This is a genomic window from Kribbella sp. NPDC043289 (assembly GCF_056436705.1).
This window is the reverse complement of sequence record NZ_JBWKCB010000003.1, coordinates 759,491-774,382: the sequence shown is the minus strand read 5'-3', so window position 1 is coordinate 774,382 and position 14,892 is coordinate 759,491. Positions and strand designations below refer to the sequence as shown.

Sequence of the window (14,892 nt, the reverse complement as noted above, 5' to 3'; positions counted from 1 at the left end):
GACACGCCGGGGGCCTGCCGGTTGGGTACAGTCGCGGTTCACGTTGTGTCCGCCGGCGGGGATGCGAGGGTTTACCTGTGACCGCTCAGCTCGAGTACCCCGACGTCGACGACTCCGATGCGCTGCTGTCCGTGCAGGGGCTGTGGAAGGTGTTCGGCCCGAAGGCCCAGCGGGTGCCGCACCGGCCCGACCTCGCCGCGCTCGACCGGACGGCGCTGCATGCGAAGACCGGATGTACGGCGGCAGTTCGCGACCTGAGTTTCGACGTCGCCCCCGGCGAGGTGTTCGTCGTCATGGGCCTGTCCGGCTCGGGCAAGTCGACGCTGGTCCGGTGCCTGACCCGGCTGATCGAGCCGACCGCGGGCCGGATGATGTTCGAGGGCGAGGACCTGCGCGCGGCCGACGAGAAGCGGCTGCGCGCGTTGCGGCGGAGCAAGTTCTCGATGGTCTTCCAGCACTTCGGGCTGCTGCCGCACCGCAAGGTGATCGACAACGTGTCCTACGGTCTGGAGATCCGCGGCGAGAGCAAGCCCGAGCGTCGCCGGCGCGCCCAGGAGGTCATCGACCTGGTCGGGCTGGCCGGCAACGAGCAGTTCTACCCCGAGCAGCTTTCCGGCGGTATGCAACAGCGGGTCGGGCTGGCGCGAGCGCTGGCGAACGATCCCGACGTACTGCTGTTCGACGAGCCGTTCTCCGCGCTCGATCCGCTGATCCGGCGGGAGATGCAGACCGAGGTGGTGCGGTTGCATCGCGAGGTCGGCAAGACGATGGTGTTCGTCACCCACGACCTGTCCGAGGCGCTCAAGCTGGGCGACCGGATCCTGCTGATGCGCGACGGCGAAGCGGTCCAGCTCGGGACCGGCGACGAATTGGTCGGTGCGCCGGCCGACGACTACGTGCGCGACTTCGTCCGCGACATCCCGCGGGCCGACGTACTCACGCTGCGCTGGATCGTCCGTGACGCGCGGCCGGACGAGCCGCTGGACGGGCCGGAGCTCGGCCCGGACGTGCTGGTCCGCGACGCCACCCGGCTCGTGCTCGAGTCCGACCGGCCGGTGAAGGTCGTGGACGGCGGCACGCTGCTCGGGGTGATCTGCGACGAGGAGATCCTCGGCGTCGTCGCGCCGACGGAAAACTCCCGAGCCTGATGGCCGCGATCACCAGCAACGCGGCCGTCGAGGTCCGGCGGCCCCGGCGCGGCATCGTCGTCGGCGTACTGCTCGTCGTCTGGGTGGCGGCGTACTTCGTCCTGCGCGGGATCGACACGCTCGCTCTCGGCGGCCAGGAGACGACCGGTCCGCACCGTTGGCTGACCGAGCACCGCGACGACGTCGGCCAGGGCAATGCGGTCTTCGACGCGATCCGGATCGCCGTCGGTCACATCGTCGTGTTCCTGCAGGATCTGATCTCGCAGCCGTCGTTCGACCGGCCGGTGCCGGTGATCGGGTGGCTCGGTGTGGTCGCGCTGGCGGCGTACTGCGCGTGGGCGTTCGGGAACTGGAAGGTCGCCGTACTGACCGCGCTCGGGCTCGGGTTCGTCGGGCTGCAGGGGTTGTGGCAGCAGAGCATGGACACGCTCGCGCTGACGATCGCGGCGGTGCTGCTGTCGTTGCTGGTCGCGATCCCGCTGGGGATCTGGGCGGGGTTGTCGAACCGGGCGTTCCGGGTGGCGACGCTGGTGCTCGACCTGATGCAGACGTTGCCGACGTTCGTCTACCTCGCGCCGCTGACGTTGTTCTTCGCGATCGGGCCGGCCGCGGCGACGATCGCGACGCTGATCTACGCGGCGCCACCGGCGGTTCGGCTGACCGCGCACGCGCTCCGGTCGGTGCCGCCGGAGAGTGTCGAGGCGGCGCGCTCGCTCGGCTCGACGCGTGGGCAGACGCTCACCAAGGTGCTGCTGCCGATGTCCCGGTCGACCGTTGTCGTCGGCATCAACCAGACGATCATGGCGGCGCTGTCGATGGTCACGGTCGCCGCGCTGATCGACGCGCCAGGCCTCGGGCAGACAGTGCTGAAGGCGCTACAGACCCTGGACGTCGGCGTCGCGTTCAACGCCGGCCTCGCGATCGTGGTGCTCGCGATCGTCCTCGACCGGGTGACGACGGCGGCCGGCGACCGGCCGTGGCGGATCGCGAGTATGCGCCGGAAGGTCCTGCTCGGCGTCGGCGCGGTCGGGGTGCTGGTCGCGATCTGGTTCTCGCGGACCTACGTGTGGGCGGCCGAGTTCCCGTCGGACGTCAACGTGGGCCCACGGATCGCTTCGGTGGCGACCGACGTGACCAACTGGGTCCAGGACGTCTTCGGCGGGTTCACGTACGGCGTGCGGGACGTGGTGACCGAGGCGTTGCTGAACCCGCTCGAGGCTCTGCTGACCGGTTCGCCGTGGTGGCTCGTGAGCGTGGTCGTCGTCGCGCTTGCCGCCGTACTCGGAGGCTGGCGCGGGGCCGCTCCGGCCGCGGTGTGCTTGGTGCTGCTGGTGGCCACCGGGGTGTGGCACGACAGCATGGTCACGCTGGCGTCGACGCTGCTCGCGACGGTCGTGGTGGTCGCGGTCGGGCTCGCGCTCGGTGTGTGGGCCGGCCGGAACCGGCGGGTCGACACCTGGATCCGGCCGGTGCTGGACGCCGGTCAGACGATGCCCCCGTTCGTGTACCTGGTGCCATTCCTGGCCCTGTTCGGGAGCAGTCGGTTCACCGCGATCGCGGCGGCCGTGGTGTTCGCCGTACCGGTGACCACGAAGATCGTTGCCGACGGCATCAAGGCGGTGCCGGTCGCGACCGTCGAGGCGGCGAACTCGGTCGGGTCGAGCAGCTGGCAGGTGATCAGCAAGGTGCAGCTGCCGGTGGCCCGGCGGGCGATCACGCTCGCGGTCAACCAGGGCCTGATCTACGTGCTCTCGATGGTCGTCGTCGGCGGGCTGGTCGGCGCCGGCGCGCTCGGGTACGACGTCGCCGCGGGTTTCGCGCAGAGCGAGTTGTACGGCAAGGGGCTGGCCGCCGGGCTGGCGATCGTGCTGCTGGGTGTCCTGCTCGACCGGGTGACGCAGGCGGCGGCACGCCGTACCCAGACGTTCGACAACAGAGGAGACAAGCGGTGAAGAAACTCCGGTACGCCGGTGTGCTGACGGCCGTCGCGCTCGCGCTGGCGGGTTGTGGTGGGCAGAAGATCGCCGACGACAAACCGGCCGCCGGGGGGAAGGACTGCGGTTCGTTCAACCTGACCGTCAGCCCGTGGGTCGGGTACGAGGCGAACGCGGCCGTGGTGTCCTACGTGGCGACCAAGGAGCTCGGCTGCAAGGTGGTGAAGAAGAACCTCAAGGAGGAGATCGCCTGGCAGGGCTTCAGCACCGGCGAGGTCGACGTGAACCTGGAGAACTGGGGCCACGAGGACCTGAAGAAGAAGTACATCACCGACTCTCACGTCGCGGTCGAGGCCGGATCCACCGGGGTCAAGGGCGTGATCGGCTGGTACGTGCCGCCGTGGATGGCGCAGGCGCACCCAGACATCACCGACTGGAAGAACCTGAACAAGTACGCCGGGTTGTTCAAGACGTCGGAGTCCGCGGGCAAGGGGCAGTTGCTCGACGGCGACCCGTCGTACGTGACGAACGACGAGGCGCTGGTGAAGAACCTGGCGCTGAACTACAAGGTCGTGCAGAGCGGCAGCGAGACCGCGCTGATCCAGGCGTTCCGCGACGCCGAGAAGAACAAGCGCCCGCTGCTCGCCTACTTCTACGAGCCGCAGTGGTTCTTCAACGAGGTCAAGCTGGTGAAGATCAACCTGCCCGCGTACAAGGCCGGCTGCGACACCGATCCCGCCAAGATCGCCTGCGACTACCCGCCGTACGACCTGGACAAGATCGTCTCGAAGAAGTTCGCCGACTCCGGCAGCCCGGCGTACGACCTGGTGAAGAACTTCAAGTGGACCAACGAGGACCAGAACACGGTCGCCCGGATGATCGCGGTCGACAAGCTGACCCCGGACCAGGCCGCCGAGAAGTGGGTCAAGGACAACCAGTCGAAGGTCGACGCCTGGCTGGGCAAGAACTGACATGATCCCGGGATTCCTGCTGGTTCAGGATTCTCGCGTCGATCGTGGAGCCCGGGTAGTCAGGGCTCGGGCGGTAATCCTCTCCACGTCGAAACGCTCGCCAGGCGGCAGCGGTACGCCGACCTGTTGACGGAGCGCCGCCGCTTCGGCGAGCAGTTCGAGGGCGCGGCCGGGATCCTCGGCCGCGCCGGCCAGCCCTTCGAGCGCCAGCGCGACCGCTCGCCGGTCGCCGATCTGCCGGGCGAACCCGAGACCGCGTTCGTGCAGCTCCCGCGCCGCCGCGAAGTCGCCGCGCTGTTCGGCGACGAACCCGAGCTGGTTGTGGATGAACCCGATCCCCGGCGTGCCGTCGACCTGTTGCAGCCAGCCGAGCCACCGGGTGAAGTGCCGTTCGGCGTCGTCGAGTCGGCCCTGGTGGCGCGCGGACAGTCCGAGGCCGACCTCGGCGTACTCCTCGGCGGACTTGTTGGACTGCTCGATCGCGAGCCGGCGGGCCTGCTCGTGCAGCTCGTCGGCACGCTCATAGTCGCCAGTCAGCAAAGCGATCCGGCCGAGCCCTGCGGTGCGGAACGAGACCTCTGTCCACAGGCCGAGGTCCCGCGCCTTCCGGATCGCATCCTCCAGGTACGCCGTCGCCGTCGGGTAGTCACCACTGATCTCGGCAGCCACGATCAGCGTGTACGTCGCCTGTAAACGGCCCCAGTCGTCGTCCAGCTCGTCGAACAGTTCCAGACTGCGCCGACTGTCGCGCCGCATGGCCTCCAGGTCGGCGTGCACGATGTTGAGCTGTGCGCGGGTGCTGAGCGCCGCTGCCAGACCCCAGCGGTCGTCCCGCTCGGTGAAGGCGGCGATCGCCCGGTCGATGCGGTCTGTCGTGACCACTGGGTCGCCGTACGCCCAGCGGGTCATGGTGATGAACCAGAGCGCGTGCGGGTCGTCCCCGACCGCCTCCAGAGCCTGGTCGCCCGCTGCGTCGACATCGGTGCCCTGGGCATCGGTCGCCGTCATGCCGGCCAGCCATACCGCGGCCTGGGCGCGCAGTGCGGTCGCCTGGTCGGGCAGGTCGAGTGCGGCAACGAGGGTACGTCGGGCCTCGCCGTAGCGACCGCGCAGGTACCAGTACCAGGCAAGCGCGACGGCAAGCTCCAGCGACGGTGCGAGGACGCGGAAGTTCGCCGCCTCCAGATCGAGCCGCTGCAGCCAGACGCGCTGGGCAGGTCCGTGCAGGTCGGCCCGCTGAGCGAGTGCCAGGTAGTAGGTGGCGTGCTGCTGCCGCAGAGTCGTCTCTTCATCGGCCTCGACCAGCTTCTCCAGGCTGTAGGCCGCCACGGACTCCAGCAGGTGGTAGCGACCGGCTGCCGCGACGACGAGGGACTTGTCCACAAGTGCCAGGAGGAGGTGGTCCGGCAGCTCGCTCACCTCGGCGGCGGCCTCCAGAGAGAACGTGCCGGCGTGTACTGCGAGCCGACGGAGCATCTGGCGCTCGTCGTCGGCCAGCAGGTCCCAGCTCCAGTCGATGGTGGCCCGGAGTGTGCGCTGGCGTTCCGGACCGGCCCTGCCGCCGGACAGCAACCGGAAGCGGTCGTCCAGACGCTCCGCGAGCCCCTGTACGCCGAGGGCGCGGACGCGGGTCGCTGCGAGCTCCAGTGCGAGCGGCATGCCGTCGAGCCGCTCGCAGATCGCGGTCACGTCGTCGGTGACCCCTGACCGGGCCATGAACAGCTCAGCTGCGGCCTCGGTCGTCAGAGGCGGTACGTCGAGCACTCGTTCGCCGGGCACGCCGAGGGGCTCGCGGCTGGTTGCGAGGACGCGTAGACCGGGTGCCGCTGCGAGCAACCGGCGTACCAGATCGGCCAGGCGCAGGTGCTCGCAGTTGTCCAGGATGAGCAGGAGCTCCCGGGAGCTGAGTGAATCGAGCAGCCGAGGGAGGAGGTCGGCCGACTCGTCGCGAAGATCCACGGCGGTCGCCAACGCGTCCAGTACGTCGCCCTGACGCAGCGGCGCGAGTTCTACTAGGCGCGCGTCGACCATGCCACGGCCGAGCTCGATCGCGAGCCGCGTCTTTCCGACGCCACCGGGGCCGACCAGGGTGAGAAGCCGGTTGCTGCCGAGTTCCTGCTGCGCAGCGGCCAGTGTGTCCGCCCGCCCGATCAGCTCGTTGAGAGGCGCCGGCAACTGCGGCGAGCGCAGCAGGGACGGGTCGTGGCGGAGGATCGCCTGGTGCAGGTCGGTCAGAGCCGGTCCGGGGTCCGCGCCGAGCTCCTCGGCCAACGCTGCGCGCAATTCGGCGTACACACGGAGCGCCTCGTGCTGCTGCCCCGCGCGATAGAGCGCCTTGAGGTGTATCGCGTGCAGCCGCTCGTCCAGTGGGCGCTGCTGGATGAGTTCGGTGGTCTGCTCCAGTACGTTGTCGCTCTGCTCGAGCACGGTCAGGTACAGGTCCTCGAGGTGCTCGCGTGGCGCTCGCGCGAACGCGTGGTCGGGGACGTCGGCGTACGGCTGACCGCGCCAGAGACCGAGTGCCTCCTGCAGCCGACCGGCCCGCACGTGTCCCTCGAAGAGGTTGCTGTCGACAACGTCCGTGTCCAGCAGGTAGCCGGCCGGACCGTGCTGGACGAGCGCGCGGGCGCCAGGCTCCGCGCGATCGAGCGCCGACCGCAGCTGCGAGACGCGGGCCTGCAGCGTGCCGGTGGCGTTCCGCGGCGGCCGAGCACCCCACAGGTCGTCGATCAGCCGGTCCGCGCTGACCGGTCGACCGAGGTTCGCCAGCAGGTCCAGGAGCAGGACGCGGACCTTGGTGTCGGGTACGACGACCGGTACGCCGGTGTCCGTCCGCACGAGCAGCGGACCGAGCACCCCGAAGTACATACCCGTAGTAAACCCGTAGCGCGGTCGCCGAGCATCGGCCGCATGAGTTCACGAGAAGCAGTGACAGTGATCGGGCTCGGCTCGATGGGGTCGACGATGGCCCGAACGTTCGTCGCCGCCGGGCACCAGACCACGGTCTGGAACCGGACGCCGGGCAAGGCGGACGGGTTGGGCGCGGTGCCGGCAGCGACCGCGGCCGAGGCGGTGGCGGCCAGTGAGGTGGTGGTGATCAGTCAGGTCGACTACACCGCGATGTACGAGTCGCTGGACGCGGCAGACCTGCGAGGGCGGGTGCTGGTCAATCTGAGTTCGGACAGCCCGGAGCGGCTGCGGGAAGCGACCGAGTGGGTGGCCGAGCGCGGCGGAACACTGGTGACCGGAGGCATCATGGTGCCGCCGCCGGGCATCGGGAAGCCCGGTTCGTACGTGTTCTACGCCGGACCTGCGCAGGTCTTGGACGCGCACCGGGCGACACTCGAGGTGCTCGGCCGCGCCGACCACGTCGGCACCGACCCCGGGCTGGCGATGCTCTACTACCAGGCCATGCTGAACATCTTCTGGACCACGCTGATCAGCTACTTCTACTCCGCCTCCCTGGTCGGAAGTGCCGAGCAGCTCCGTCCGTACGCCGCGACCATGCTGACCGACCTGGCCCAGGAGGGCCCGATGGGATTCCTCCGGATCCTGACCGCCGAGCTCGATGCCGGTGAGTACCCGGGCGGTGAGAACAACCTCCACATGCAGGCCGTCGGCTCGGAGCACGTCGTCCAGGCGTTCACCGACGCAGGCCTCGACGTGACCCTGCCGGGTGCGGTGGCCGCGCTCTTCGCCCGCGCCGATGTGGCCGGGTACGGCGGCAACGGCCTCAGCGCCCTGGCCGAGATGGTCCGGAAGCCTTAGGCGACCGCGGTCAGCTTGCACTGACCGTCGGTGCACTCCCGCTGCAGCCTGCCGCGGGAGACGGTCTCGATCAGTCCGACGACCCAGCAGGTCGGGCAGCCGCGGAAGGCGACCAGTGCGACCGGGAGGAGCAGGAGGCTGAGCGGGCCGATCACCGGGATCAGGGCGAACGCAGCGATCAGGCTACCGAAGCCCAGGACGCCGCGGACGAGGTGACGGGGCAACGAGGTACTGGCGAAGGTCATGACGGGGCTCCGAGGGTTTCGCGCACTGTGGCGCGGGCGCGGTGCAAACGGGACTTCATGGCGGGGACGGTGAGGCCGAGGGCGTTCGCGACCATCCGGCCGGAGTAGCCCTGGACGTCGCGGAGTACCAGGACTGCTCGTTGGTCGGCGGGGAGGGCGGCGATGGCTGCGGCTACTGCCTGCGCTTCGAGTTGGCGGAGTACCTCGTGCTCGGCGGACGGGGCGGTGGCGCCAGGGTCGACTGGCGGAGCGTGGAGGACCGCGCGGGCGCGGCGGAGGCATTCGTTGCGGATGATGCGGAACATCCAGGACGACAGCGCGCTGGTCGCGCGGAGCATCCCGACCTTGCGGTACAGGATGATCAGCGCTTCCTGCACGGCGTCCTCGGCGTCCTCCGGTGTGGCGCAGAGGGTGTGCGCGAACCGGCGTACCGTCGGATGGGCGTCGGCGACGAGCGTGGTGAGGGCTTCGGTGTCGCCGTGCTGGGCGGCGCGGACCAGGTGCTCGTCGAGGTCAGCCACGGTTCCGCCGGCTCAGGACGACGACGCTGCAGGTGCCGAGCAGCAGGACCGCGACGGCCGCGGCGACGATGATCCAGGTCATGGTGTGCTCCTTCGTCGGGTGCGATTCAGGAGTAAGAGGCGCCGGCCGGCCGAAAGGATTCGGGCTGAAGCGGGCTTGAGCTTGTACACACGGGCCAGGGGCAACTATCACGATGCGAACGAGCAACGCCGACGACACGCCGGAAACCTGCCGAAACCGGGTAGGTTCGATTCATGATCATCGTGACAGCTGCACTGAAGGGCGGGGTCGGTAAGACAACCACGTCGGTGTACTTGGCCGCGCTGGCATCTTCCAACCGTCGCACATCCACCCTGATCGACGCGGATCCGCAAGGCAGCGCCGCGGACTGGATCGCCGACTCCGAGGACGGCCAACTGGAACGGATCGAGATCGCGGAGGCGCCGACCGAGCGCCTGCTGACCAAGGCGCTGGACAAGGTCCCGCCGGAGGGTATCGGCATCGTCGACATGCCCCCGTCGCACGAGCGGCTGCTGAACAAGGCGCTCGAACGGGCCCGGATCGTGATCATCCCGACCCGTGTCGGCGGCGTCGAGACACCCCGGGTGAAGGCGGTCCTCGAGCTGGTCCCGGACGGCGTACCGGCCGGCCTGGTGATCTGCTCGGCACGCACCTACACCCGCTCGTACCAGGACGCCATGCAGCAGTACGCGAGCGACAACATCCCGGTCTGGGGCACGATCCCGGAGCGGGTCTCGATCACCGCCGGCCCGACCGGCCCCCTCGCCACCGACGGCCTCGACTCCTACAAGAAGGTCTGGCGCAAGATCCTCGCCGCCGCCCGCAGCTGACCTGTCCGCCTCCAACCGCACCGGTTGGGGGCGGCCTCAGCGCTGCAGGGGTGGTTCGCCGCGGACGTACGAGCGGATCACCGTCGCGGCGGCGCCGCGGGCCCAGTCGTCGAAGGTGTGCGAGCGGAGCATCAGCCGGCAGTCCCCGGCCGCGCCGAACGCGTGCTCCGCGAACGTCCGCCGCATCCGCTGCTCGTACAGGTCGTACTCCGCGACGCCCTCGCCGGCTATCACCACCAGCTCGGGGCCGACCAGGTTCACCATCGCGGCCAGCGCCGCGCCGATCACCTCGCCGGCCCGGTCGAACGCCTCGCGGGCCTGCTCGTTCCCGTCGTGGGCGAGCCGCACCGCACCGGCCAGGTCCAGTTCCGCCAGCCCGGTCGTCTCCCGGATCCGGGCTAGGATCGCGTCCGACGACGCCACCGTCTCCACACAACCACGCCGGCCGCAGGTGCAGACCAGGTCTCCCGGCGCCAGCGGGAGATGGCCGAGTTCGCCCGAGACGCCGTACGCGCCGGACACCACCTCACCGTTGATGTAGAGCCCGCAGCCGATGCCGGAGCCGATCGTCACCACCGCGAACGAGTCCGCGTCCACGCCGACCCCGAACCAGTGCTCGGCCACCGTCAGCGCGCGGACGTCGTTCGACACCACGATCGGCACCCGGACGCGCTTGCCCAGCAGCTCGGCGACCGGCACGCCACGCCAACCCATCAGCGGCGAGTCGCGGACGACACCGTTCGTCGCGTCGACGTCACCGGACACCGCGATCCCGATCCCGGCCAGCGGACCCGCCACCGCCGTACCGGACTTGAGGGCGGTGATCAGCGCCTTCACGTGGTCGGCGAGGCGCTCGATCACCACGTCCGGATCGGTGTCGTCCAGCTCGTCGTGCCGGACGTTGAGGATCCCAGCGGTGAAGTCGGTGGTCACTCCGATCAGGCTCGTCGGCGTCACCTTCACGCCGATCACCGAGACACTGCTCGGTACGACGGTCAGCGGGCTCACCGGACGCCCGATCCCGAGCTCGGCCTCGGGCGGCGCCGCGGCCTGGTCGGTGACGAACCCGGTCTCGATCAGCGGCGCGACCGCCTTCGTGACCGCCGCCTGTGACAGCCCGGTCCGGCGCGCGATCTCCACCCGCGGGATCGGGCCCTGGGTCAGAATCCTGGTCAGCACCTCGACTCCCGCCGGCGTAGCCAGTGGGAGTGGACGATGAGGACGCAGCGGCACGAGAACAACCTACCGGCGCGTCATGCCTCCGCGCCGGTTTCTGACAGTGTTGGCGACGCGAGAGCCCAGCGAATGGTCCTGGTGAGGCCCTCACCGGCCGCTCTGACGACGGTCTGCTCGGCCAGCGGGAGGTAGGGGAGTCGCAGCGGCAGTCTGGTCCACCACGGGAGCAGTCCGACCGCGGCAGCCGTCAGTACGCCGTACGCGGGCCGGACTGCCCACGGCACGGGCGGATGCACCAGCATGAACCGGGCGGCTTGCCGAGCTTCCGTCGTACCGCGGAGCTCGGGTTGGTACTGCCTGAGGAGCTGGTGCAGCTCGGCGACCGTGGTCGGTGGGTCGATCACGCCGAGCTTGCGGGCGACGAGCGCGGCGTCCTCGACGTACAGGTCCTGTTCCTCGGCGGTGAGCGGGTGCGCGCCGTACCGCTGGTGGGCGGCCAGGAAGCTGTCCACCTCGGCCACGTGCACCCATTTGAGCAGATGCGGGTCGGAGGCCCGGTACTTCACCCTGTCCGGGCTGGTGCCGCGGACCCGGTCGTGCACGGACCTGACATGCGCGATCGCCTCCTCGGCGTCCGGAATCGCGCCGTACGTCGTGATCGCGAGGAAGTAACTGGTCCGGCGCAAACGCCCCCAGGGGTCACCGCGGTAGCCGGAGTGCGCCGCGACCGCGGCCATCGCGAGCGGGTGCAGCGACTGGAGCAGCAGCGCCCGCAGTCCGCCGGCGAACATCGACGCGTCGGCGTGCACCCGCCGGATCGGGCGGTCCGGTGCGAACCAGCGCGGCCCGGGGGTGTTGTGCACGCGGTCGCGCTCCGCATGCGGGTCCGGACCCGCGACCTTGGTCAGGATCATCCGCGCCAGGCCGTCGCGCAGCGGGTTCAGCTGGGCGGAGAAGGTGGCAGCCATACGCCCAGTCTCCCCACCGCTCAACCCTGCGCGCGGTCGCCTGTGGCGTATTCGTCCTCGAGCAGCGAGTAGAGCAGCGAGTCACGCCAGCCGCCGTTGGTGAAGACGTGGTCGCGGAGGTGCCCCTCGTAGCTGAAACCGAGATGCTTGACGACCGCGATCGAGGCTTCGTTCTCCGGGCCGATCGCGGCGGTCACCCGGTGCCGGCCGAGGGTGTCGAAGGCGAACCGCAACAGTGCCCGGGCCGCGTCCGTGGCATAGCCGCGGCCCCAGTGATCGGCGCCGATCGCGTACCCGAGCTTCGCGGCCCAGGGCCCGCTCGGCGCGATCCGGGCGAACCCGATCACGTGGTCGTCGTCCGGCCGGGTGACCGCGAGCATGTAGTCCGGGCGGTCCTCCCGGGCCGCCCGCTGCACGATGCCGGACAACATCTCCTCGGCCTTGGCCCGGTCGTAGCTGTCGAAGGCCATCCAGTCGGTGACCCGGTCGTCGCCGGCGATCGCGAGGTAGTCGTCGAGATCAGAGGTCCGGAATTCTCGCAGTGTGGTGCGTTCGCCGCTGAGCGGGTCCATTCACGCAGGCTATCGGGGATAGGTCTGCATCGGCGTCCGGGTGAAGGTCTCGATCTCCTCCTGGAGCTCACGGGCGTCGTCCGCGCGACCGGACTGCCGCAGCGCCTGGTGGACCCGGCGGGCCGAGTGCACCACGCCGTTGATCCGGCGCTCGGTCGGCAGCGTCAGCACCGGGGCCAGCGCGTCCGCCGCGCCGTCCAGCTCACCGCTCGCGATCCGGGTGATCGCCATCGCGGCGTGGCTGCCCGCGGCGTCGCCGAAGGCCCACTCCGGGTGGCTCTGGTCGGTGTACGCGTCGACAGCCTGGCTCGAGTACCGGTGCGCCTGGTCGACCTCACCCGGCAGCCACGCGAGCGCGTCAGCGGCGTAGTACAGCTGGCGGTTGCGGCCGAAGGTACACAGACCGCCCATGTCGTCCAGGTCGTCGTTGCGGACCGAGTTCCACGCCTCCTCGGCGCGCTCGAGCGCGGCCCGGGTGGCCTCCGGGTTGCCGAGCGCGGCCCAGGCGCGGGCCTCGCTGACCGGCAGCCAGACGCTAGTGGTGCTGTTGGCCTGCTCGGCGTACCCGGCGCCGAGCTGCGCGTACCGCACCGAGTCGTGCGGGTTGCCGGCCCAGTACGAGACCAGCGACTGCAGACCGCGCACCCAGGCCCGCAGGCCGTGGTGGTCGGCGTTGTCGGCACACAGGAACGCCGTCCGCGCCTGGGTCAGCGCGGCGTGCGGGTTACCGAGGTCGTGGGAGGCCTTGGCGAGCAGTCCGCCGGTGACACCGGCCAGGAAGTACAGCTGCCGGTGGTGCTCCGGGCGCTGCCGGCTCTCCAGCAGGGCGAACACCAGGTCCTGCGTCTCGACCAGCTGACCGAGGATCTCCGGCAGTGGGCGCTGCGGGTACGCCGTCGCGGCGTGGCGTACGTCGTCGTACACCTGTTCCATGGCCTCGCTTCCGAGACCGGACTGGGCCGCAAGGGCGAATGCCCTGGCTCGGCTGGCAGCCATGTCGAGAACCTCCATCTCATTACCTGTCGTGATCCGTCCACTCGCGGCAGGTGCCGGCACCACCTGGGCGGCCTGCTCGGCGACATACGGTGCGAAGAGCTCTTCGACCGGCTTGCCGAACATGCGTTGCAGGGTGCGCCGGGTCTGTGGAGTGGTCCCCGCCCGCTCGCCCGATGCGAGCCGACGGAGATGCCGCTCGGTGATGGTTCCACCCAGCTCGACGAACTCGGCGACGATCTCGGAGTAGGTCTGGTTCCGGCGCTGGATCAGGTGCGCCAGGACCGTCTTTGGCGCGTACCTACTCGCCATCGTTCCTCCCGTTCACGTCAGTCAGACGTTGTCTCGACTTGTGCCCCACGACAAGGTGCTGTCCCCCAGATGTCCGCCAGAGGACCTGAAGAGGTCCGGCAAAGGTCCGGTCCAGGTCCTAGAGCGGTCACGTTGGGCTCGTGCACCATTACTGCCATGACAACCAGTAAGTCCAACTGGTTGCAAGGCCTGAGAGTTACGGGGTGAGAGGTTGTGACCATCGCGGAAATGACGTCGAGACAGCACCGGCGCAGAGTCCGGGTCTGGTTCGGCGAGCACGTGATCGCGCAGTACGTCGCGGAGGCGCCGCTGGCAGCCCGCTACGAACAGGCGATGCGGCGACGTTTCGCCGGTCTCAAGGTCACCAACGACCTGCTCGGCCCGCTCGACAGCACGGACTGAAACACCGACTCTTCCGGGTCCCTCCTCAGACCCGGTGAGCTGCACCCTGGAGTCTCCTCACGTTCAGGGGCAGTTTTGGAAGGTTCGGGACCCTCCTCAGTCCCGGACAAACCGAGGTGCGGTCCGGAGCACTCCTCAGCTCCGGACCGCGCCGCCCACCTGACCCGGCTGGGCTTGGCGGCTGAGTTCCCTGTATCGCCGCCGCCCAGCCGTTCCAACCACCTCCTGGCCGACACCTCGGGCCAGGCAGGGCCGAGTGTCCCGGGCGGTGGGACACCGGAGCTTCCCGACACCTCACCGGGAACCTCCCCCTTGAGGTGGCAGGCTCCGAGTGTGACCGTCGCGCCTGGACGGTCACACTCGGAGCCTTCAGACGTTGTGCGCCAGATTCGCGGCCATCCGCCGCGTTCAGCGCCTGCCACTGCCGCCGGCTCAACCCGTCCTCGGCGAGCACCTGCTCGATTGACGCCTCGAGCAGTCGGTCGACCTCCTTCAACCACCACCCGATAGGCTTGTTGTCATCTGACATATACATGTCAATGAGCATATATTTTGGAGCTGGTCATGGACAAGACCGATCCGATCGCCGAAGTCGAGGCAGCGATGGTGACGATCCGCCGGCGCCAGACCCACCGCACCTTCGCCGTCCAGTCCGGCAGCCCGTCACCGCTCCAGGACGTCCTCGACGCGATCGAAGCGTCAGAGCCCGAACCACTCGGGGTCAACGGCGTCGCAACAGCACTCGGCGTCGACCAGCCCCGAGCGAGCAAACTCGTCGCCGCGGCGGTCGAGTCCGGCCTCATCCGCCGAGAAGCAGACCAAACCGACGGCCGCCGTACCCATCTGGTCCTCACCCCCACCGGCCGCGCCCAACTCGACACCGTCCACGCCCACCGCCGCACCCGTTTCGCCGCCGCCATGCACGACTGGACCCCCGACGAACGATCCACCTTCGCCACCCTCCTAACCCGCTTCACCACCACCCTGGACCGCCAAATGTCCGCCCCCGGTCCGCCAACCTGATCCGAAC

At 69.6% G+C, this 14,892-nt stretch carries 14 protein-coding genes; 7 read left to right on the top strand and 7 right to left on the bottom strand.

What is annotated here, in order from left to right:
- Nucleotides 1-77 precede the first annotated feature (77 nt).
- From AC0662_RS22050 to AC0662_RS22040, 3 genes are read left to right on the top strand one after another with little or no spacing between them, the layout of a single operon-like run.
- On the top strand, nucleotides 78-1,148 hold the full coding sequence (locus tag AC0662_RS22050; protein ID WP_478302836.1) for a quaternary amine ABC transporter ATP-binding protein: 1,071 nt from the start codon (nucleotides 78-80) through the stop codon (nucleotides 1,146-1,148).
- The gene (locus AC0662_RS22045) at nucleotides 1,148-3,100 is read left to right on the top strand and encodes an ABC transporter permease subunit (protein WP_478302834.1); all 1,953 of its coding nucleotides are present in this window, start codon (nucleotides 1,148-1,150) and stop codon (nucleotides 3,098-3,100) included. The genes AC0662_RS22050 and AC0662_RS22045 overlap by 1 nt, the downstream gene beginning before the upstream one ends.
- Nucleotides 3,097-4,053 (top strand): ABC transporter substrate-binding protein, encoded by a 957-nt coding sequence (locus tag AC0662_RS22040; protein WP_452196453.1) that lies wholly within the window; start codon nucleotides 3,097-3,099, stop codon nucleotides 4,051-4,053. Before AC0662_RS22045 ends, AC0662_RS22040 begins: the two co-directional genes overlap by 4 nt.
- Nucleotides 4,054-4,077: 24 nt before the next feature.
- Here the strand turns inward: AC0662_RS22040 and AC0662_RS22035 are convergent, their stop codons facing one another.
- Nucleotides 4,078-6,921, bottom strand: a complete 2,844-nt coding sequence (locus AC0662_RS22035; RefSeq protein ID WP_478302832.1) for an AfsR/SARP family transcriptional regulator — start codon at nucleotides 6,919-6,921, stop codon at nucleotides 4,078-4,080.
- Nucleotides 6,922-6,963: 42 nt separating this feature from the next.
- On the opposite strand from AC0662_RS22035, the gene AC0662_RS22030 reads away from it, so the two are divergent.
- Nucleotides 6,964-7,821 (top strand): NAD(P)-dependent oxidoreductase, encoded by an 858-nt coding sequence (locus AC0662_RS22030; RefSeq protein ID WP_478302830.1) that lies wholly within the window; start codon nucleotides 6,964-6,966, stop codon nucleotides 7,819-7,821.
- On the opposite strand, the gene AC0662_RS22025 is transcribed toward AC0662_RS22030, so the two are convergent.
- Together AC0662_RS22025 and AC0662_RS22020 are read right to left on the bottom strand one after the other, a co-directional pair.
- The gene (locus tag AC0662_RS22025) at nucleotides 7,818-8,066 is read right to left on the bottom strand and encodes a hypothetical protein (RefSeq protein ID WP_478302828.1); all 249 of its coding nucleotides are present in this window, start codon (nucleotides 8,064-8,066) and stop codon (nucleotides 7,818-7,820) included. The two genes, AC0662_RS22030 and AC0662_RS22025, sit on opposite strands and share 4 nt — an antisense overlap.
- On the bottom strand, nucleotides 8,063-8,587 hold the full coding sequence (locus AC0662_RS22020; RefSeq protein WP_478302826.1) for an RNA polymerase sigma factor: 525 nt from the start codon (nucleotides 8,585-8,587) through the stop codon (nucleotides 8,063-8,065). The genes AC0662_RS22025 and AC0662_RS22020 overlap by 4 nt, the downstream gene beginning before the upstream one ends.
- 255 nt (nucleotides 8,588-8,842) lie before the next feature.
- Between AC0662_RS22020 and AC0662_RS22015 the strand changes: the two genes are divergently transcribed.
- The gene (locus AC0662_RS22015) at nucleotides 8,843-9,439 is read left to right on the top strand and encodes a ParA family protein (protein WP_478302824.1); all 597 of its coding nucleotides are present in this window, start codon (nucleotides 8,843-8,845) and stop codon (nucleotides 9,437-9,439) included.
- A gap of 36 nt (nucleotides 9,440-9,475) precedes the next feature.
- Here AC0662_RS22015 and AC0662_RS22010 read toward each other — a convergent pair whose 3' ends face one another.
- From AC0662_RS22010 to AC0662_RS21995, 4 genes are all read right to left on the bottom strand, one after another.
- Nucleotides 9,476-10,618 carry an ROK family transcriptional regulator gene (locus AC0662_RS22010; RefSeq protein WP_452196459.1) on the bottom strand — a complete coding sequence of 381 codons (1,143 nt, stop codon included), beginning with the start codon at nucleotides 10,616-10,618 and terminating at the stop codon, nucleotides 9,476-9,478.
- Between the two features lie 74 nt (nucleotides 10,619-10,692).
- Nucleotides 10,693-11,583, bottom strand: coding sequence for an oxygenase MpaB family protein (locus tag AC0662_RS22005; RefSeq protein ID WP_452196460.1), 891 nt, complete (start codon nucleotides 11,581-11,583; stop codon nucleotides 10,693-10,695).
- Nucleotides 11,584-11,603: 20 nt separating this feature from the next.
- The gene (locus AC0662_RS22000; RefSeq protein ID WP_478302822.1) at nucleotides 11,604-12,155 is read right to left on the bottom strand and encodes a GNAT family N-acetyltransferase; all 552 of its coding nucleotides are present in this window, start codon (nucleotides 12,153-12,155) and stop codon (nucleotides 11,604-11,606) included.
- A 9-nt stretch (nucleotides 12,156-12,164) separates the two neighbouring features.
- Complete coding sequence (locus AC0662_RS21995; RefSeq protein WP_452196462.1) at nucleotides 12,165-13,460, bottom strand: NsdA family TPR-like regulatory protein; 1,296 nt, start codon at nucleotides 13,458-13,460, stop codon at nucleotides 12,165-12,167.
- A 228-nt stretch (nucleotides 13,461-13,688) separates the two neighbouring features.
- On the opposite strand from AC0662_RS21995, the gene AC0662_RS21990 reads away from it, so the two are divergent.
- Nucleotides 13,689-13,862: a hypothetical protein gene (locus tag AC0662_RS21990; RefSeq protein ID WP_165549662.1), complete on the top strand. Its 174-nt coding sequence runs from the start codon at nucleotides 13,689-13,691 to the stop codon at nucleotides 13,860-13,862.
- 564 nt (nucleotides 13,863-14,426) lie between these two features.
- Nucleotides 14,427-14,885 carry a MarR family winged helix-turn-helix transcriptional regulator gene (locus AC0662_RS21985; protein ID WP_478302820.1) on the top strand — a complete coding sequence of 153 codons (459 nt, stop codon included), beginning with the start codon at nucleotides 14,427-14,429 and terminating at the stop codon, nucleotides 14,883-14,885.
- Nucleotides 14,886-14,892 lie beyond the last annotated feature (7 nt).